The sequence below is a fragment of the Agrobacterium tumefaciens genome (assembly GCF_013337285.1).
Taxonomy (GTDB): Bacteria; Pseudomonadota; Alphaproteobacteria; order Rhizobiales; family Rhizobiaceae; genus Agrobacterium; species Agrobacterium burrii.
In genome coordinates this window covers 134,843-153,993 of record NZ_SUPW01000002.1, presented here as the reverse complement: position 1 = coordinate 153,993, position 19,151 = coordinate 134,843, and the positions used below count along the sequence as shown (strand labels likewise).

The window sequence follows — 19,151 nt, the reverse complement described above, 5'->3', positions numbered from 1 at the left end:
GGCCACCTTCTCCCCGGCGGGGAGAAGAAACAAGCGGCACCCATCTCCCAAAAATCACCACAGACCCATATGCCCCCCGAAACAGGAATACCCCCCATGGACCGTTTCATCATCCTTTCCGGCTGCTCCGGCGGCGGCAAATCCACCCTGCTTGCCGAACTTGCAAGGCGCGGTTTCGCCACCGTCGAGGAACCAGGGCGGCGGATCGTCATCGAGGAAACCCGTAATGGCGGCACCGCCCTGCCCTGGATAGACATCGAAGCCTTCGCCCGCCGCGCCATCGCCGTTGCACTCGAAGACCGGCAAAAGGCGCCGCCGGAAGGCCTCGTCTTCTTCGACCGTGGCCTGATCGATGCCGCCTCCGCGCTGCGCCATGTCAGCGGCGATGCCTTCATCGATACGTTGCGCCATGTGCACCGCTACAACAGCCTGGTTTTCCTCACCCCACCCTGGCCGGAAATCTACCGGGGCGATGATGAGCGCAAACATGATTTCGATTCGGCCGTTGAGGAATACGAGCGCCTGCTCGCGGACTATGCCCGGCTGGATTATGAAACGGTGATAGTGCCGAAGGTGCCGGTATCGGAGCGCGTCGAGGTGGTGCTGGAGCGGTTGGCGGAGGGAGGCCTCACCGCCCAAGGACTTGGGCTGGCTTGATGCCGCTCAAGGCCGACCTGACTGAGGTCGGGAGGCTTTACCTCGAAAACAAAAAAGCCCGGCATCGCTGCCGGGCTTCGATCGTGTATCGCAGAAGGGCTTAGCTGCCCTGCTGGATGTAGGTGAACTTGCCGTCCGGACCCTTCTTCCACTCGTACATGACGTAGCCGGGAAGCTTCGGGTCGCCCTTCTCGTCGAAGGAGATGTCGCCGAGCGCCGTCGGGAAGGTGCCCTTCTTCAGAGCTTCGGCAACCTTTTCCGGCTCAATGGAGCCGGCGGCCTTTGCCGCGCCTGCGATCGACTGCAGGGCTGCGTAGGAGTAGAGCGTATAGGCTTCCGGGTTGAAGCCGGCGGCCTTGAACTTCTCAACCAGTTCCTTGTTTTCCGGGCGCAGCGTCGGATCCGGGCCGAAGGTGTTGAGCGTGCCTTCGACGGCGTCGCCGGCGATGGAAGCCAGTTCGTTGGAGACGATGCCGTCACCCGAAATCAGCTTCGCCTTCAGGCCCTGATCGGCCGCCTGGCGGATGATCAGACCGGCTTCGGTGTGCAGGCCACCCCAATAGATGACCGTAACACCGGCTTCCTTCATCTTGGAGATCAGCGCCGAGAAGTCCTTGTCGCCGACATTGACGCCTTCATACATGACTTCCGTCACGCCGGCGGCATTGGCTGCCTTCTTGGTTTCATCGGCAAGGCCCTGACCATAGGGCGTCTTGTCGTGAATGACGGCGATCTTGGCGTCCTTGAAGTGGTCGGCCAGATACTTGCCGGCAATGCCACCCTGCTGGTCGTCACGACCGCAGGTGCGGAAGGTGTTCCACAGGCCGCGCTCGGTAAAGACCGGGTTGGTTGCAGCCGGCGTCACTTCGAGAATGCCGTTTTCGGCATAAACTTCGGAAGCCGGAATGGAAACGCCGGAGTTGAAGTGACCGATGACGAATTTCACGCCGTCGGCAACAAATTTATTGGCAACCGAAATACCCTGTTTCGGGTCGGATACGTCGTCGCCCAGCACGATCTTGATCTGCTCGCCATTGATGCCGCCGGCGGCATTGATGTCTTTTGCAGCCTGTTCGGCACCCTTCTGGATCTGAGCGCCAAAAGCAGCGTTCGGGCCGGTCAGCGGTGCGCCGACAGCGATCACGACATCGGCCCAGGCCGAACCGCCGAAGGCGACCATGGCGGTCAGCGCGACAGCGGAAAGAAGAGACTTCTTCATTACTTTACTCCCAGTTCCTTGGATGGGTTGATTGCAAGGACCTGTTCGGTACCCACCTTAACCGAACAGAAACCGTTCCACTCTGACGAGCATTGTGCAGCCGGAAAAATCCGCCTGTCAATCTTTCTTCTTGTAGGAAAATGCCGACGTCCGGTCGTAAAGCCAATAGTAGTTATTGACCATCTGGCTCGCCCGGCGCATGCGGAAACCGATGCTGGAAAAGACCAGAAGAAGAGCGACGTCAAACACGTAGTAGAAGCCGTTGATGAACGGCCCGTTGAAGAGCGCGTAATGCAGGAAGCGCATCACCAGCCCCAATGCCAGCGTGTAGATCACCACACGCGTATAATCGCCCCAGCCATCGGCGACGGATCTGCCCGTGCGCCACGCCGTCCAGAAACCCAAGAGAACAACCAGTGCGCGCAGAACATAACGCACGCCGTTATCGGTTTCGAAAAAAAGGCCCTGCATCTCTTTCCCCATCAGTGCCGGGCGAAAACGCCCGCGCCCTGCCTTGTCTGTCGTCCCGCCGTTTTGCCGGTGGGCATTTTATTGTTTGCGTCCCGCCATGGTCCCGAAGGTTTAGGCTGAACACCGTTTGCAGTCTTGCGCCGCAAAATTTCCGGCGCAAGTAAAATCTTTCAGTGCCGTCCGCCTTCGAGATAAGCGGCGCGCACCTGCGGATCGGCGAGCAATTCCTTGCCCGAACCGCTCATCGTCACGCGGCCGTTGACCATCACATAGGCGCGGTCGGAAAGCTTCAGCGCGGCAAAGGCGTTCTGCTCCACCAGAAAGACGGTCAGCCCTTCCTCCTGGTTGAGTTTCTTGATCGCCGCGAAAATGCCCTTGACGATCAGCGGCGCGAGGCCGAGCGACGGCTCGTCGAGCAGAAGCAGCTTCGGCCGTGCCATCAGCGCGCGGCCGATGGAGAGCATCTGCTGCTCGCCGCCGGAAAGCGTGCCACCACGCTGGCTCTGGCGCTCCTTCAGGCGCGGGAACATGACGAAAATCTTCTCGACGTCTTCCTTGAAATATTTCAGGTTATCGAGATTGGCGCCCATCTGCAGGTTTTCCAGCACCGTCATGCGCGGGAAAATCCGGCGGCCTTCGGGTGACTGGGCGATGCGCTTGCGGGCAATCAGATGTGTCGGCAACTGGGTAATATCCTCGCCGTCGAAGATCACCTGGCCGGCACGGGCCTGCGGGCTGCCGCAGATGGTCATCATCAGCGTCGACTTGCCGGCGCCGTTGGCGCCGATCAGGCTGACGATTTCACCCTTGTTGACTTCGACATCGACACCGGCCAGAGCGCGGATATTGCCATAATAGGTTTCGACACCCTGAACTTTGAGAAGCGATTCACCGGACATCAGGCCGCTCCTCCGTCGAGTTCTTCCGCAATCACGTCTTCCACTTCATCATCCTCGACACCCAGATAGGCGGCGATGACCTTCGGGTCGTTCTTCACATGGTCCGGGGTGCCGTCGGAAATCTTCTGGCCATATTCCAGAACCACCACATGGTCGGAAATCTGCATCACCACCGACATGTCGTGCTCGATCAGCAGCAGCGACGTGCCTTCATCGCGGATGCCGCGCAACAGTGCATTGAGCGCCAGCGATTCCTTCGGGTTGAGACCGGCGGCCGGCTCATCAAGGCACAAAAGCTCCGGCCCGGTGCACATGGCGCGGGCGATTTCCAGACGGCGCTGCGCGCCATAGGGCAGATCGCCGGCCGGGTCGTCGGCGCGGTCGGTCAGATCGGCCTTGTCCAGCCAGTATTTGGCCTTCTCGATCGAACTTGCGACCGCCCTTTTATAGGCGGGCAGGCCGAGAAGACCGAGAATGGTGTAACCAGAGGCCTTCATCAGCGCATTGTGCTGTGCCACCAGCAGGTTTTCCAGAACCGTAAGACCCGAGAACAGGCGGATGTTCTGGAAGGTGCGCGCCACCTTCGCCTTCTTGGTGATTTCGAAATCCGGCAGGCGCTCGAGAAGATGCGCCTCGCCGCTTTGCTGGCGCATGGTGATCATGCCCATCGTCGGCTTGTAGAAACCGGTAATGCAGTTGAAAACCGTGGTCTTTCCAGCACCGTTGGGGCCGATCAGCGCGGTGATTTCACCGCGCTTCGCCTCGAAGGAGAAGTCATTGATGGCCATCAGGCCGCCGAACTTCATCGACAGATGTTCGACCTTGAGGATCGTGTCGCCAGTCGTATTGCCAGTCGTATTGGATGTCATGTTCATCGTTCCGGAAGCCATCAACCGTGACCTTCCTTGGTAAAGCTGCCGGACACGGCCTTGCGTTCCTTAAGGAAGGCCGTAGGTTCACGCGAGCCAACGAAGCCGCGCGGCTTGAACAGCATGACGATGACCATGGCGAGGCCGAACAGCAGCATACGGTAGAGTTCCGGCGTGAAATCAGGCCCGAAGATGTGCTTCAGGAATTCCATTTCGCGCAGAAGCTCGGTGCCGCCAACCATGACGAGGGCGGCGATGGCGATGCCGGTCAGCGAGCCCATGCCGCCAAGCACGACGATGGCGAGGATGACGGCAGACTCGAGGAACACGAAGCTTTCCGGAGACACGAAACCCTGACGCGCGGCGAAGAATGAACCGGCAAAACCGCCAAACATCGCGCCCGTCGCAAAGGCGGTGAGCTTGGTGATGACGGTATCGATGCCGAGCGAACGGCAGGCGATCTCGTCTTCGCGCAGCGCTTCCCATGCGCGGCCAATCGGCATGCGGCGCAGTTTGATGGTGACGTAAGCCGTCAGCATGCACAGGAACAGGATCACGTAGAACAGGAAGATCTTGTAATAGGCCGACGACATCGACAGGCCAAAAACCTTGGCGAAGTTGTTCGGCGCGCCGACATCGAAGGACCAGATGCCGAAGACCGAGGCCTTGGCGATACCCGAAATGCCGAATGTGCCCTTGGTCACCGCCGTCCAGTTCAACAACACGAGCCGGATGATTTCACCGAAGGCAAGCGTGACGATCGCCAGGTAGTCGCCGCGAAGCCGCAGAACCGGAAAGCCGAGAATGATGCCCCAGAAGCCGGCGAGAATGCCGGCAAGCGGCAGAAGCACCCAGAAGGACAGGCCGAAATAGCTCGACAGCAGCGCATAGGAATAAGCGCCGACCGCATAAAAGGCCACGTAACCGAGATCGAGCAGACCGGCCAGCCCAACGACGATATTGAGACCCCAGGCCAACATCACATAGATGAGGATCTGGATGCCGAAATTGTCGACGTATTTCAGCGAGCCCTGAAAGCCGAACAATTGCACTGTTATGACAGGATAAAGCAGCAGCAGCGCCAGCGCCAGCTTCAGGAAGTGCTTGTGAAAAAAGCCCTTTTCCTCGGAGATTTCCAGAATGCCGGTTTTCGCCTTGGCAAGCCTGCGGCGATCCATGGACGGCTTGAAAAAGCCGACCACGAGGAAACGGCCGATGGCGGCGACAGCGACGAAGATCGCCAGCAGCCCCCAGCGGGTGCCCCAGATCAGCTGGTTGTTGATGTCCTGATAGGTGATGATGCCGATGTAGAGAATGAACATGCCGAACGAGATGACGCCGGCAATCAGCCCCTCCTTCACAGCCGTCGCCATCAGGCTCGGGCTGGAAGCAGCATTTTCGGAAGCGATATTGGTCATGGGCTCACACCTTCTCGACTTCCGGACGACCGAGAATACCGGTCGGCTTGAAGATCAGCACGAAAGCCAGGATGCCGAATGCCGCGACGTCCTTGTAGGCGATGGAGAAATAGGCCGACCACAGCGATTCGATCAGACCGATCAACAGGCCACCGAGAACGGCGCCCGGAAGCGAGCCGATGCCGCCGAGAACGGCCGCAGTGAAGGCCTTGACGCCGGGAACGAAGCCGTCGCTGAACGAAGCCACGCCATAATACATCAGGTACATCGTACCGGCGACGGCAGCGAGCGCCGCACCCATGATGAAGGTGATTGAGATCGTCTTGTCGACATCAACGCCGAGCAGGGCGGCCATCTTGCGGTCCTGTTCGGTGGCGCGCTGCGCCCGGCCGAGCGGGGTCTTGTTGACGATATACCAGAAGGCGAACAGTAGCACCGAGGTAACCACCATGATGATCAGCTGCTTCAGCGATACGGTGATGGCGCCGAAGTGATAGCTTTCCGTCACCATTGACGGGATCGGCTTGTTGCGCGGGCCCTGCGTGACCTGGATGAAGTTGGACAGCGCGATCGACATGCCTATGGCGGTGATCAGCGGCGCAAGCCGGAATGAGCCGCGCAGCGGCCGATAGGCGACGCGCTCGATCACCCAGTTCCACAATCCGGTCATCAGCATGGCGACGACCATCATCAAAAGCAGAAGAAGCGCCACCGGAATGCCGGCGAAAAACGATGTTGCAATCAAAAAAACGATCAGCGCGGCAAAACCGCCAAGCATGAAAATATCGCCATGGGCGAAGTTGATCATGCCGATAATGCCATAAACCATCGTATAGCCGATAGCGATGAGGCCATAGATCGATCCAAGAGTCAGCCCGTTGATGAGCTGCTGGATAAAATACTCCATGTCTTTCCCCCGGGTATGGCCTCAAATGAGCCACGCCTCGTTATGTTAATTATCGGGGGAACCCCTGCGAGCATCCCCACTCCCAAAATGCATATCGTGTTCGTTAAAAATGTGAAGTCAAAAACGGGCGATCCTGCACAAAATTTGGAATTTCCACATGGACTGCCCGTTTCCCGATCAAAAGAGCCATGATTTTGGCAGGAAGTGCTGAAAAAATGACATCGGAATGCTTATTTTAGTCTTGTCTACCGCCATTATTTGACGGGCGACGGCCAAAGGAGTAGCGACATTGAGGATCGAAAGATCCCGGCACGGGATGGCAACGGCAAAGAGATGATCGACATATTGACGAAAGCGGCGCTGGACGCCGGGCAGGCGATCATGGCGGTCCATCGCGCCGGCCCGCATGTGTCGTACAAGGATGACTGCTCGCCGGTGACCGAGGCCGATCAACGCGCCGAGACGATCATTCTTGCGGCGCTGGCCGCTCATTTTCCCGACATTCCTGTCATCGCCGAAGAGGCCGTCTCGAACGGCATCCAGCCGGAAACGGGCCAGGAATTCTTTCTGGTCGATCCGCTTGACGGAACCAAGGAATTCATTTCCGGCAAGGACGACTTCACCGTCAATATCGCGCTTATCCGCAATGGCGTTCCGGTTGCCGGCGTGGTTTACGCGCCCTGCCGTGGACAGGCGTGGACGGGCGAAAGTAACGAGGCCGAAAAGCTCGCCATTTCCGGGCAAGGCGCGATCCTGTCGCGCCACCCCATCCGCGCACGCCAGCGCGGCGCTTCTCCCGTCGCGCTCATCAGCCGCTCGCACTGTACGGCGAAGACGGAAGCTTTCGTGGCCGAACACGGGCTGAAAGACTGCATTTCCGTCGGCTCCTCGCTGAAATTCTGCATGCTGGCCGAAGGTGCTGCCGATATTTACCCCCGCTTCAGCCGCACCATGATGTGGGACACAGCAGCCGGCGACGCCGTGCTGCGCGCCGCCGGCGGCCGGACGCTCGATTGCGAAGGCCGGCTGCTTGCCTATGCGGTGAGGGGCGATGGCGAGGATGCGCTGGCCAATCCGGATTTTATTGCTGAAGGCGCGATGGCGGTGGAAATCGCGGGATAGATAGACGCGGCTCCCTTCGGTGATCCGACGGGTTTCTTCGCTTTGGCGTATGCGGCTTACCCCCCTCTGCCCTGCCGGGCATCTCCCCCACAAGGAGGGAGATCGACTCGAGGCGAGGCTTCGGCCATCTCGACATTTGAGAATGAAGCGGCAGTAGCACTTCTTGCTGATCTCCCTCCTTGTGGGGGAGATGCCCGGCAGGGCAGAGGGGGGTAAGCCACACCCACCGAAGCCGCAACGACCGAAAACATCCCCATCCCACCAGCAAAAATAATCTCTTCCCCACTCATCCCCGCCCCGCCCAACCGCATCACAATCCCCGCCAAACGACACCCGAGCGCGGAGAGACACCATGACGGACCAAACGGCGAGACTTCAGCTTCCCTATATCCTGCCCTCGCAGGCACAGAAACACGTCACCCACAATGAGGCCCTGCAAAGGCTGGATGCGATCGTGCAGCTCACCATAAAGGATGTGATTGCCGCCCCGCCCGGCGAGCCCGTGGAAGGAGACTGCTTTCTCCTCTCCGCGGATGCCACCGGCGACTGGGCGGGCAAAGGCGGAAAACTCGCCTTCCGGCAGGACGGCGCGTGGTTGCTGATAACGCCGCAGCCCGGCTGGACCGCCTGGTTCGCCGCTGAGGGCAAATATCGCCTCCTGCGGGACGGCGTGTGGCGGGACATGCCGCTGCCCGCCATGGGCCGGCTGGAAAGGCTGGGCATCGGCACGGAGGCCGACGCGACGAACCGGCTGGCGCTCGCCGCCCCCGCCAGTCTCTTCACCCACACACAGGCCGACGGCAGCCACCGCATGACGGTCAACAAGGCGGCAAAGATCGATACCGCCTCGCTGCTGTTCCAGTCCGGCTGGAGCGGTCGCGCCGAAATGGGTCTTGCCGGCCATGACGGGTTTTCGATCAAGACCAGCGCGGACGGAAACTCCTGGCACACGGCGCTTCTGTGCAGCGGCGATGGTCGGGTCTCAATGCCGAACCGACCGCTCGCCGTCGCCGGCCTGCCGGCAGGCACCACGAAGCCCGCCGACAATTCGGCCGCAGGTTTTTCCCTGCTCTTCATCGCCGAGGGTGGTTTTGCACTCGGTGAGCCCGTCGGCACGGGCGGCGGAAAGGAACTCGTCATTCCGGCAAAGGGCCTTTATCTCGCAGTCCTGTCGCTTGCCGTGGCATCCTCTTCCGGCCACCGGGTGTGGCTCTCCGTCAACGGCGCGGTTGGCAGCTTCGGCGTCACCGGCAACACATCGAACGCCGGGACATTGCAGTCGACGACATCGATCATTTCCCTCAACGCCGGCGACCGCCTGCGACTACAACATGAAGGATCGGCGGAATTTACCCAAGGCAACGGCAAAACGTGCCTTTCGCTTGCAGCGCTGTGAGGAAAACAACCGACAGACGATAAAAATTGTGATTTTTGGAAAAATTTTTTCCCGGCAAAATAAGGCGACTCGAACAAATCAGGCGAAACCGTTCAAATTCTTAATAAATTGTCACGACCTGCTTAGGCAATTTTTAAAGGTACGGGGCTAAAGTTCCCGTCATATGGTCTTGAGTTTGTATAGAGTGTCCAATGACCGAAATGATACGCCCACGAGTTAAATATGTCATCGGCCCCGATGGCAGCCCTCTGACGATCGCGGATCTTCCGCCTGCCAATACCCGACGCTGGGTCATTCGCAGAAAGGCGGAGGTGGTTGCAGCGGTACGCGGAGGACTGTTGAGCCTCGAGGAAGCCTGCGAGCGTTATACGCTTACCGTTGAAGAATTCCTGTCCTGGCAGTCCTCGATCTCCGATCATGGCCTTGCCGGCCTGCGTACCACGCGCATTCAGCAATATCGCCACTGATATTGCGCCGGCGCGGCAACGCGCCCAGACCGAATTATCAAAATGCTCCGTCGGATTTTCGACGGAGCATTTGGTTTGATTTCGGATTTCCCCGCATAGCATGCCAGTCCCACTGGTAAAATGATTGTCGCCGGTTTGTGTCCGCTGCGTTCGCTTTCCCGCTGTTTCAATTCAGGCGCAAGCCGTTACAGTGGCGAAAACGAACAGCAAGGAGGCGCACATCATGGATATCAAGACAACCGAAACTGGATCGCACGGCGAATATTCGGCAACCGTCGATGGCCATAAGGCCGAGATGACCTATTCGCGCACCTCCCCTTCCCTTATCATTATCGATCATACCGGCGTGCCCGATGCCTTGCGCGGCAAAGGTGTCGGCCAGGCTCTCGCCGCCCACGCGATCGATGAGGCCCGCAAAGGCGGTTGGAAAATCATTCCGCTTTGCCCGTTTTTCAAGGCCCAGACGCTGCGCCATAAAGAATGGGCGGATGTCATCCAGGGATAAGCCGGCAGAATAGTCACAAGCGTCGCCGCGCGTTTCTTCTCCCCGGCGGGGAGAAGAAACAAGCGGCCTACGCCCGGTCCCTCACAGCCGTTCCAAATATCGCGTCATTCATAAATGTGCGTCACGCCACCTTCAGCGGCGGCGTCCCTGCATGCATGCTGTGGCGGACTTCCTCGCGAAATTCAGGCGTATCCTTGGCCCCATGCACCGCCACGGCATGGTGCACCGCTGCCTCCAAAAGCTCCTCCGGAGAATCGGCGGAGATGGCGATCGTGCATTTGCTGTCACTGGGGAATTCGCGGCAATCAATATATTGGCGGGCCATTTTTCCCTCCCTGCCATAGCCGTGCGCGCCCGCTTGAGGCGCGCACGCAAAGCCTCCGGCTCACGGTCGGAACCCCCTTAAATTACGCCTTTCCCCACCCCCGGACAATAAAAATCAGGCGACGCCGTCCCGCAGAAAGACACGGAGCATCGCGCCAAAACAAAAGGCCGCCCTTTACGGGGCGGCCTTTCAAAAAAACGCATGCCGTCCCGTCATTGAAAGCCGCCTCCTGATCCACCGGCAGCCGTCAATGAGGACGATCATTCGTCCGATTTCGCGCCAGTTGTCAGGCGCGGGCGCGGATTGCTCCGTCGCGGTTTTCGAGGGCAGCGGCCTTTTCATATTCGGCCTGCACTTCTTCCAGCGAAGCTTCGGCGGCTTCCTGCTGGGTCTTCAGCTCCCGAATGGAGACCTGAAGATTATCCGCACGCTGGCGCGCGGCCTTGGCAAAGGTCGGATAGGCAAAATGCGAGGGATCGGTAATCCCCGATTTGCTCTCTTCCAGCGAGATCTGATGCACCAGTTCCTTTGCCATCCGCTCGAATTCGGACATCATCTGCTGCAACTGGTTAAGTTGCCGACGTTTTTCGTTGACCTGAAATTCCTTCAGGCGAACCAGGCTGTCACGCGACTTCATACGCAATACTCCATGGATAGCGAGACCCGGATCAAAAAGGCACTATGCCCCCCTGATCGGCCCGTTTAACCCGCCCGTCATTCCGCAAAGGTTAATCCCTGTGCCGGAATGATTCCTAAAAGTTACCCGACGTTAATAAAAAACCACCGTCGTTAACCTTTCGTTTACGGGCATCGTTAATGATAAACACGATCATTTAAGGGTCGGTAAATGCCAGGTCCAAAAAATGGGCCAGACGATGTAAGAGTCGATTGAATCACTTAGCGAGAAATCCTCACGTTAAGCTTCAATTTTGGCGATGGTGGATTCACGTGCAAAAACAGCGAAATGCCTTCTTTGCTTAATAAATTCGATACACCTTGCCAAAGGCAATTAGAATTTGTTAACCATTTGGTGGCAGCCTGCAAATCAGGCAACGTCTGGATCCGCATCGCGCGAGGCAATGTTTTACCGGTTCGCGGGCGGCAAAGGGGATAATTATGCGGGTTCTACTGATTGAAGACGACAGCGCGACAGCGCAGAGCATTGAACTGATGCTCAAGTCGGAAAGCTTTAACGTCTACACGACCGACCTCGGCGAGGAAGGCGTGGACCTCGGCAAGCTCTACGACTACGACATTATTCTTCTCGACCTCAACCTGCCTGACATGTCGGGTTACGAAGTCTTGAGAACCTTGCGCCTTTCCAAGGTCAAGACGCCGATCCTCATCCTCTCCGGCATGGCCGGCATCGAGGACAAGGTGCGCGGCTTGGGCTTCGGCGCCGACGATTACATGACGAAGCCGTTCCACAAGGACGAGCTTGTCGCCCGCATTCACGCCATCGTCCGCCGCTCCAAGGGCCATGCGCAGTCGGTCATCTCCACCGGCGAACTGATCGTCAATCTCGATGCCAAGACGGTTGAAGTGGGTGGCCAGCGCGTTCACCTGACCGGCAAGGAATATCAGATGCTCGAGCTGCTTTCGCTGCGCAAGGGCACGACGCTGACCAAGGAAATGTTCCTGAACCACCTTTATGGCGGCATGGACGAACCGGAACTGAAGATCATCGACGTGTTTATCTGCAAGCTGCGCAAGAAGCTGGCAAACGCCGCAGGCGGCGCGAACTACATCGAAACCGTCTGGGGCCGCGGCTATGTTCTGCGCGAGCCTGACGGCGCTGCGGAATTCCTCGAAACCGCCTGATTTCTTCTCGGAACAGGACAGTTTTAAAAGACCCGCTGGCGACAGCGGGTTTTTTGTTGTGCGTCACATCCGAAACATGCCCGCTTCATTCAGACGCAACAGAAAGCGCATATTGGCACTCCCAAAAAGGACCAATGCGATGAACCACCCTATCCCGACCCTTAAAACCCAACGCCTGACATTGCGCTCGCAGACCATGGCGGATTTCCCCGCCTATCTGGCCTTCATGGCCTCACCGCGCTCTCTCGGTGTCGGCGGACCCTATGACCTCTGGAAAACCTGGGGCGTTTTTTGCCACGATCTGGCCAACTGGCACTTCTTCGGACACGGCGCGCTGATGATCGAACTTGGCGAGACGGGTGAATGCATCGGCCAGGTCGGCATCAATCACGGCCCGCTATTTCCCGAAAAGGAACTGGGCTGGCTGCTTTATGACGGTCACGAGGGCAAAGGTTATGCCGCCGAAGCCGCCATATCGCTGCGCGGCTGGGCTTTCGAAACCCTGCAGCTGCCGACGCTGGTGAGCTACGTATCACCGGAAAACAGCAAATCCGCAGCCGTCGCCACGCGAATCGGTGGTTCTCTCGACCCATCTGCGCCGCGCAGCGACCCGGAAGATCTCGTTTATCGATATTACCCACGCAATAAGGCTTGAAAGATCGGGACGCCGCGCAAGACCGAAAAGTTTCAGCGAGGCGTCCCCCATCTATCAGGCGCATAGCTTTCTTAACGCAGTTTCTCTTTGAGAAAGCCGCCGATTATCTCCGCGATTTGCGCGTGGATTTCAGCGCGGCCCCTGCCCCCGCCATCCCGGCACACGAAACCTTCGCCCGGTGACAGCGCCTCGACGATTTTTTCACCATTGGCTTTGCAGAGTTGCATGAAGCTGAAGTGGCTGGCATCCAGTATTTCCCGATAGACCGTCGTGGTTTTTGGCAGATGCCGGGCGATATAGTCGGAATCGGCCCTGATCGCGGCGATCTCGGGCGTCTCCACACCGGCAGCCAGAACCAGAACCGGCACGTCCACACCCTCAAGCGTTTCCGGCAGAAACCCGGCAGCCGGGCCGAGATCAAGCGCAATGGCCGCGCGGATGCGGATATCCCTCATATCCATCGAAAGGCGCGGATCGGCCTTGCCACCGCCAACAATGCCAACCTTGGCCAGGAGCCGGGGCGCCTTGCATTGCGGTGGCGCTTTCTCCGCATTGCAGCCCTTCAAGGCAAGTTCGGCGCTATAACGGCCTCCCACCAGTTCCATAGCGGTCCAGCCGCCAAGGGAATGGCCAATCACGGCGATGCGCATCGTGTCGATCTCGCCGGCAAGCTGATTGTCCCCAAGAAGTGCCGTCAGCGTTCTGCCGATATCACGCGGCCGCTCCCATAAGGGGACGATCTCGGCAGCATTTTCCTCGGTAAATGATTCGCCCTGATGATCCGGCGCGGCCACGACATAACCGTCCTGCGCAAGCTCCCCGGCAAGCCAGTTCAGATTGCGCCAGCTTCCGCCAAACCCGTGCGACAACAACACAAGAGGACGGGAACCGGCTGGAATGGAAGCATCCGGTTGGACCTCAAGACCGTATAGGGCAGCGTTTTCACCCACGACCTCGGTTTTTCCCGATGGAATAGCCGGATACCATAATGAGACATTGAGTGCTCTTGCACCGGTATCATCCGGCAATTTGATCTGCCTGAAACCGATGGTGCTTTCCGCCGTCGCGGCGGGGGCAAGGGAGAAGATGACAATTGTCGCCAGAAGAAAATTGCGCATGAGGTGCTCCAGGAGTTGATATGCACCACCCCCTGGCTCAAACCGCCACCGCCCGAGACCTCAAACGGGTTTCAGGACGGACTGAAACACGATCAAGGCAGCGCCTTCACCCGCTCACCTGACTGCCGCCCACACGCTCGAAAAGCCGGATGGGGTGTTCACGGAACGTCGTCTCGCGGAATGGCCGAAAGGCGAATCGGGCAGCAATGGCCAATGAAGGGCTGTTCAGCGGATCGATCATGCAGACTGTTCGCGGCGAAATTCCGCTACTGTCGAACCACCGTGTTGCCGCTTCCACCGCCTCGGTCGCGACGCCCTTGCCGTTCAGTTCTCCGTCGATTTTCCACATCGCCTCGGGCGCAGTATCGAAATCAGCGCCGTTTCCGCGGCGCATATGGGCAAAACCCACCTCGCCGACGATGCGCCCCGTGGCAAGCTCCTCCACCACAAAGGGGCCGAATCCATAAACGGACCAATGGCCGATAAACCGTAAAAGCCGGGCAAAGGCGAGTTCCGCATCCAGCGGCGCAATCGAGGTAAGCCCCTCGATCGGTGGAACATCCGCCCCCCAGAATGCGCGATAAAGCGCTTCATCCCCGATGGCGTGCGGCCGAAGGAGAAGGCGAGCGGTTGTCAGACGTACCATGAACGTGCCCCCCAAAACGAAAAAAGGCCGGCGCGTCGGCAGACGCAGCCCCAGCCTTTTCGCAAAATCACGTCCGCAATTGAGCGGTCACTCGGCAGCCATCTTTGCGGTAAAGACGATGCGATCTTCATGCACCTTGTATTCCACCGTCATATTGGCCTCTTCCGCCAGAAGCAGCGTGTAATAGGGCTGCACGGAATGGGCATCGACCGCCTCTTCCAGCCGGCCTTCGTAAATCTCCACGAACTTGGCCGGAACACGCATCATCCGGCCCTTGACGGCGATTTCGAACCTGGCGTCACCGTCAGGGTTTTCCAGCACCACATCCACATTGCCACCGCGCGGGATTGCGCCGTAAGCGACGAGGAACAGGTTGAGCAGCAGTTTGACACGATTTTTCGGAACGATGGCGCGCGGACCGCTCCAGCTGACTTCAGCCTTCTTTTCGGCAGCGGCGAAATCCTGCGCGGCCTTTTCGGCCTCGCCGGTATCGATGGAAGCGCCGGCGGAACCGGAAGCGCCGAAAGCAAGTCGGGCAAACTTCAGCCGCACGGATGCGTTAACGGCTGAGGTGCGGATGAGATCGAGCGCATCGTCATCCGTGCCGCCCTCGTCCAGCAATTCGAGGCCGTTATTGATGGCGCCGACAGGAGAAATCACATCATGGCACACGCGACTGCACAAAAGAGCCGCCAGATCGGGACCGGACAGCGTGATATTGAGTTTGCTCGTCATAAAATTCTCTCCTGCGCAAGGGAGGCGCGGACGGTGTGGAAATTGTTAAGCCATAATGACACCATATTTGGTAAACCGATTGTTAATAGGATGGTTTCAAAATGCCAAATGCCTTAACAGGCCACATTGGAGCCCCGTGTATCCGCCAGGATGCACGACAGATGCTGTAGAACTTTGACTCTACGCCTCGGCCCTTGCGAAAATCGATTCGGTTTTTCGGGCTGATGCGTTAACGAAACAGACGGACGGACATGACGATGCGCCTTACGAAAACCCGCACCATTGCACGCCTCGGACTGGGAAAGATTGTCGCGCTCCTTGCGAGCCTCTTGATGTGGGTCGCACCGGCCTTTGCCCAGACCAGCGATCAATATTCTATCCAGGAAGTCGTGGATGCAGGCCACGGATTCTTCGGTGAAACCACCGGCGGCCTTGCCAAGGTGGTGGAGCGCGCCTTCCAGCAATACGGACTTCCGAACGGTTATATTCTCGGTCAGGAAGGCTCCGGCGCTTTCGTTGCCGGCCTCACCTATGGCGAAGGCACGCTTTATACCAAGAATGCCGGCCAGCATCCGGTCTTCTGGCAAGGCCCGTCGCTCGGGCTTGATTACGGTGGCCAGGGCACCCGCGCCATGATGCTGGTCTACAATCTGCCATCGGTCGATGCGCTTTACCGCCGTTACGGCGGCGTCAGCGGTTCCGCCTTCATCGTCGCCGGCGTCGGCATGACCTATCTGAAGAGCAGCGATGTGACGCTCGCCCCCATCCGCACCGGCATCGGCGCGCGCCTCGGCATCAATGTCGGTTACCTGAAGCTCACCCAGCAGCCGACCTGGAACCCCTTCTGATTCGCTGAGGTCTAAGCGGAGCTAAGGGTGCTCTATAGGATGAAGCATTGCGGCAGGTTTCTTCTCCCCGCCGGGGAGAAGGTGGCCCGAAGGGTCGGATGAGGGGGCACCGTCGCCGTATCTCACGACCCTCGCCCCCTCATCCCGCTGCCGCGACCTTCTCCCCGGCGGGGAGAAGAAACAGGCGGCAACCTCCCGCCCTGCTAATTGCCTAGGGAAACCCCTCCCCACGGTTGCAATAATAGCGTAACGTGCTTTCGCGCTCCTCTTTCCGAATGCGCGCGTATCTGAGTTTCGGAGACTGTCCCGCGTGATCGAATATGCCATTCTTTTCGGATTGGGTTTTCTCACCGCAACCCTTTTGGCCCTGTTGATCGCGCCCGCGATCCACCGCCGCATTGTCGCCTATACGGAAAACCGCCTGCGCGCGACCATGCCCATCAGCCCGCAGGAAGTCCGCGCCCAGAAGGATATGGCGCGCGCGCTTTACGCCGCCGAAAACGCCAAGGTCCGCCAGGAACTGGATACCGAGCGGGAGAAAAACACCTCGCTGCGCCTCGCCAACGAAGCCGCCTCCAGCGATGCCTATCGCCTTGGCGAACAGAACCGCGGCTTTTCGCTGAAAATCGAGGAATTGACGCTGGAAATCGGTGAGTTGCGCGCCGCCCTCGATACCAGCGAAGAACGCGCCGATGCGATTGCCACGAACCTGACGCAACAGGAACAGGCCGCCAACGAGCGCGCCGCCCAGATGTCTGATCTCACCGCCCGCCTCACCAATCTGACGCGCGAGCTGGATGACACGAAAATCACCTCTGCCACCCGCGATCTGGAAGCCGAGCAGGCAAAACAGAGCGCCACGCGTTTCCGCAAGGAAGGCGAGACCGCGACCCGCGAATTGCAGGATGTGGCGGCCCGTAACAAGGAGGCCATGACGGCGGTTGCGCGCGAAAGCCGCAAGGTCACCCGACTGGAAGACCAGGTCGCTACCGTGATGGCGAAAAATGCCGATCTCGATACGATGCTGACGCTGCGCAATCAGGAAGTCGCCCGTCTCAAGGAACAGCTTGCGGCAACCGGCGGTCGCGCCAACGACATGATCATTCGCCTGCCGAACCCGGCAGTGCCGGTTGAGAAAGCAGCGAGCGAGTTGCCACCGGCAGCCCCTGCCGCAGCCGACGTGCCCGAAACCGTACCCGTCGTTGCGGAGGACGTGGCGCAGGCGGTGAGGACAGAGGAGGCCGCAGCCTCCGCCGTGGTTGAGCCAACGGCACCGTCGCCGGAAGGCCTGGAACAGGAAATCGAGGATATCCGCAATCAGGGAACGGCGCTCACCGAACGCCTGCTGAATGTGCGCGGCACCGGCAATGACGAACCGATCCGCCGCGAAATCGCGAGGATCGCCGCCAGGATGATCGCGCTGACGGCGGCACAGGAGGGTGATAAATCGCCTATTCCGGGGTTGCTGGCCAAGGCCTCTGGCGCATCAGGGCGCGATAGTCTTGCAGTGCGGGCGGGTGCGTTGATGGGGAAGCGGGAGGGGTGAGGCTGGTGGCTGCGGGATAGTTCGCCTTAGTGTGTGCGGCTCACCCCCCTCTGCCCTGCCGGGCATCTCCCCCTCAAGGGGGGAGATCGGCAAGCGGCGCTACCGCCATTTCATCTGCGAGCGTTGAGAGAGGCGAGACCTAACCACGAGTCGATCTCCCCCCTTGAGGGGGAGATGTCCGGCAGGACAGAGGGGGGTGAAGCGGCATACACCGACACTCGCTATAAATCCCACCCCCTGAAGCAGGCAGAACCTAAACCCGCCCCATAACCCCCGCCATCTGATAAAGCGCCAGCCCCGAAGCCGTCCCCGCATTCAAACTATCCAGCTGCGGCGATTGCGCAATCCGCGCGGTATGAAACCGCGACAGCACCGATTGCGGCAACCCCTCGCCTTCCGTGCCGATAACCAGCGCCATGCGCTCGGAGCGGGGAATATCGCGGATCTCGGTCTCGCCGTTTGGCGAAAGGCTCCAGATCGCAAATCCGGCCTCGGACAGCCGCTCCAGCATTTCCACCGCCCCGCCGCCGCGATGATAGGGCACCGACAGCACCGAACCGACGGAAACCCTGAGCGCCTTGCGATAGAGCGGGTCGCAGCACGTCTCGTCCAGCAACACGGCATCGGCGTAAAACGCCGCACCATTGCGGAACATCGCGCCGAGATTGTCGTGGTTGGAAATGCCGCAGCCCACCAGCACCAGCGAAGAGGCGGGAAGCGCTGCCGTCATTTCCTCAAGCCCCTCATCACGCACCCGGCGGCCGAGCGCCAGAATGCCGCGATGCAGGTGGAAACCGACGATACCATCGAGCACCGGCGCTTCGGCCACATAGACGGGAACATCGGCCGGAAAATCGGCAAGGATATCCGCCACGCCGGCAAGCCGGTTCTTGAGGATGAGAATGCTTTCCGCCGCAAAGGCGCCACCCGCCTTGTGGGCGGCGGCCAGCATGCGCAGCACCACCGTACCTTCGGCGATGAAGCGGCCCTGCCGTCCGGTGAGGTCGCGTTCGCGAATATCGCGAAAGGCGGCGATGCGCGGATCGGCCGGGTCATCGACCGGAATCAGCGCCCGCCCATCCAGCAGCACACCCTCGTTGCTGTCACTGGGCATCAACAGTCACATCGGCCAGAAAACGGCCGGCCGCGACGTTGAAGACCAGCGCCTTGCGGGTGCCATTGGCAAGCCGGCCGTAAAACAGCATGTCGCCGCCGGAATAGCTGACATTGTCGATCGTAAAGCCCTGCGGCAGGCTGGCGGTGACGGCCAGCGGGCCGTTACCGGTGGGAACGGCAAGATTTGGCGCAGCACTCTGCGTTGCAACGGTTTTCGACGGCCCCATCGCCTTGTAGACAACTGCGCCGAAGACGGCCATAAGGCTGATAAACATCACGGAGCCCGACACGATCTGCAAACGGATCATCTTGCGGCGAACTTTTTCCACGGCCGGATCAAGCGGCTTGTCTTCCTGTTCGTCTGGCTCGATCTGCGTCATAGGGTTCCCTGAAATGCTGATGGATCGGAAA

At 59.4% G+C, this 19,151-nt stretch carries 22 protein-coding genes; 9 read left to right on the top strand and 13 right to left on the bottom strand.

The window, feature by feature from the left end; genetic code table 11:
• Window positions 1-96 precede the first annotated feature (96 nt).
• Complete coding sequence (locus tag FCH38_RS06495; protein WP_174373239.1) at window positions 97-657, top strand: AAA family ATPase; 561 nt, start codon at window positions 97-99, stop codon at window positions 655-657.
• 100 nt (window positions 658-757) lie between these two features.
• Here the strand turns inward: FCH38_RS06495 and FCH38_RS06490 are convergent, their stop codons facing one another.
• From FCH38_RS06490 to FCH38_RS06465, 6 genes are all read right to left on the bottom strand, one after another.
• On the bottom strand, window positions 758-1,876 hold the full coding sequence (locus FCH38_RS06490; RefSeq protein ID WP_153516498.1) for a branched-chain amino acid ABC transporter substrate-binding protein: 1,119 nt from the start codon (window positions 1,874-1,876) through the stop codon (window positions 758-760).
• Between the two features lie 117 nt (window positions 1,877-1,993).
• Window positions 1,994-2,347, bottom strand: a complete 354-nt coding sequence (locus tag FCH38_RS06485; protein ID WP_149899890.1) for a DUF6867 family protein — start codon at window positions 2,345-2,347, stop codon at window positions 1,994-1,996.
• Window positions 2,348-2,517: 170 nt separating this feature from the next.
• Window positions 2,518-3,246 (bottom strand): ABC transporter ATP-binding protein, encoded by a 729-nt coding sequence (locus FCH38_RS06480; RefSeq protein WP_153516497.1) that lies wholly within the window; start codon window positions 3,244-3,246, stop codon window positions 2,518-2,520.
• Window positions 3,246-4,136: an ABC transporter ATP-binding protein gene (locus FCH38_RS06475; RefSeq protein WP_149899892.1), complete on the bottom strand. Its 891-nt coding sequence runs from the start codon at window positions 4,134-4,136 to the stop codon at window positions 3,246-3,248. Before FCH38_RS06475 ends, FCH38_RS06480 begins: the two co-directional genes overlap by 1 nt.
• Entirely contained in the window at window positions 4,136-5,533 is a 1,398-nt protein-coding gene (gene livM, locus FCH38_RS06470) for a high-affinity branched-chain amino acid ABC transporter permease LivM (RefSeq protein ID WP_153516495.1), read from the bottom strand. Before livM ends, FCH38_RS06475 begins: the two co-directional genes overlap by 1 nt.
• A gap of 4 nt (window positions 5,534-5,537) precedes the next feature.
• Window positions 5,538-6,440 (bottom strand): branched-chain amino acid ABC transporter permease, encoded by a 903-nt coding sequence (locus FCH38_RS06465; RefSeq protein WP_046797796.1) that lies wholly within the window; start codon window positions 6,438-6,440, stop codon window positions 5,538-5,540.
• Between the two features lie 333 nt (window positions 6,441-6,773).
• Between FCH38_RS06465 and cysQ the strand changes: the two genes are divergently transcribed.
• From cysQ to FCH38_RS06445, 4 genes are all read left to right on the top strand, one after another.
• Entirely contained in the window at window positions 6,774-7,562 is a 789-nt protein-coding gene (gene cysQ / locus FCH38_RS06460) for a 3'(2'),5'-bisphosphate nucleotidase CysQ (RefSeq protein ID WP_174373238.1), read from the top strand.
• A 352-nt stretch (window positions 7,563-7,914) separates the two neighbouring features.
• Window positions 7,915-8,958 (top strand): DUF2793 domain-containing protein, encoded by a 1,044-nt coding sequence (locus FCH38_RS06455; protein ID WP_174373237.1) that lies wholly within the window; start codon window positions 7,915-7,917, stop codon window positions 8,956-8,958.
• A 191-nt stretch (window positions 8,959-9,149) separates the two neighbouring features.
• Window positions 9,150-9,425, top strand: a complete 276-nt coding sequence (locus tag FCH38_RS06450) for a DUF1153 domain-containing protein (protein WP_004430042.1) — start codon at window positions 9,150-9,152, stop codon at window positions 9,423-9,425.
• Window positions 9,426-9,648: 223 nt separating this feature from the next.
• On the top strand, window positions 9,649-9,930 hold the full coding sequence (locus FCH38_RS06445) for a GNAT family N-acetyltransferase (protein WP_174373236.1): 282 nt from the start codon (window positions 9,649-9,651) through the stop codon (window positions 9,928-9,930).
• A 121-nt stretch (window positions 9,931-10,051) separates the two neighbouring features.
• Here the strand turns inward: FCH38_RS06445 and FCH38_RS06440 are convergent, their stop codons facing one another.
• Window positions 10,052-10,255 (bottom strand): DUF1059 domain-containing protein, encoded by a 204-nt coding sequence (locus FCH38_RS06440; protein WP_174373235.1) that lies wholly within the window; start codon window positions 10,253-10,255, stop codon window positions 10,052-10,054.
• A 286-nt stretch (window positions 10,256-10,541) separates the two neighbouring features.
• Entirely contained in the window at window positions 10,542-10,892 is a 351-nt protein-coding gene (locus FCH38_RS06435) for a flagellar export protein FliJ (protein WP_149899887.1), read from the bottom strand.
• 479 nt (window positions 10,893-11,371) lie between these two features.
• On the opposite strand from FCH38_RS06435, the gene ctrA reads away from it, so the two are divergent.
• The gene (ctrA, locus tag FCH38_RS06430; protein WP_006314973.1) at window positions 11,372-12,076 is read left to right on the top strand and encodes a response regulator transcription factor CtrA; all 705 of its coding nucleotides are present in this window, start codon (window positions 11,372-11,374) and stop codon (window positions 12,074-12,076) included.
• A gap of 139 nt (window positions 12,077-12,215) precedes the next feature.
• Window positions 12,216-12,731, top strand: a complete 516-nt coding sequence (locus tag FCH38_RS06425; protein WP_174373234.1) for a GNAT family N-acetyltransferase — start codon at window positions 12,216-12,218, stop codon at window positions 12,729-12,731.
• Window positions 12,732-12,802: 71 nt separating this feature from the next.
• On the opposite strand, the gene FCH38_RS06420 is transcribed toward FCH38_RS06425, so the two are convergent.
• From FCH38_RS06420 to chpT, 3 genes are all read right to left on the bottom strand, one after another.
• Complete coding sequence (locus FCH38_RS06420) at window positions 12,803-13,849, bottom strand: alpha/beta hydrolase family protein (RefSeq protein ID WP_174373233.1); 1,047 nt, start codon at window positions 13,847-13,849, stop codon at window positions 12,803-12,805.
• Between the two features lie 106 nt (window positions 13,850-13,955).
• Entirely contained in the window at window positions 13,956-14,495 is a 540-nt protein-coding gene (locus FCH38_RS06415; RefSeq protein WP_174373232.1) for a GNAT family N-acetyltransferase, read from the bottom strand.
• Window positions 14,496-14,582: 87 nt separating this feature from the next.
• Window positions 14,583-15,230: a histidine phosphotransferase ChpT gene (gene chpT, locus FCH38_RS06410; protein ID WP_149899883.1), complete on the bottom strand. Its 648-nt coding sequence runs from the start codon at window positions 15,228-15,230 to the stop codon at window positions 14,583-14,585.
• Between the two features lie 251 nt (window positions 15,231-15,481).
• On the opposite strand from chpT, the gene FCH38_RS06405 reads away from it, so the two are divergent.
• Together FCH38_RS06405 and FCH38_RS06400 are read left to right on the top strand one after the other, a co-directional pair.
• On the top strand, window positions 15,482-16,078 hold the full coding sequence (locus FCH38_RS06405; RefSeq protein ID WP_174373231.1) for a DUF1134 domain-containing protein: 597 nt from the start codon (window positions 15,482-15,484) through the stop codon (window positions 16,076-16,078).
• A gap of 310 nt (window positions 16,079-16,388) precedes the next feature.
• A complete protein-coding gene (locus FCH38_RS06400) occupies window positions 16,389-17,624 on the top strand; it encodes a hypothetical protein (protein WP_174373230.1) in 1,236 nt (411 codons plus the stop codon).
• 253 nt (window positions 17,625-17,877) lie between these two features.
• Here the strand turns inward: FCH38_RS06400 and FCH38_RS06395 are convergent, their stop codons facing one another.
• Window positions 17,878-18,738 (bottom strand): TrmH family RNA methyltransferase, encoded by an 861-nt coding sequence (locus FCH38_RS06395; RefSeq protein ID WP_174373229.1) that lies wholly within the window; start codon window positions 18,736-18,738, stop codon window positions 17,878-17,880.
• On the bottom strand, window positions 18,728-19,120 hold the full coding sequence (locus tag FCH38_RS06390; protein ID WP_153516486.1) for a hypothetical protein: 393 nt from the start codon (window positions 19,118-19,120) through the stop codon (window positions 18,728-18,730). Before FCH38_RS06390 ends, FCH38_RS06395 begins: the two co-directional genes overlap by 11 nt.
• Window positions 19,121-19,151 lie beyond the last annotated feature (31 nt).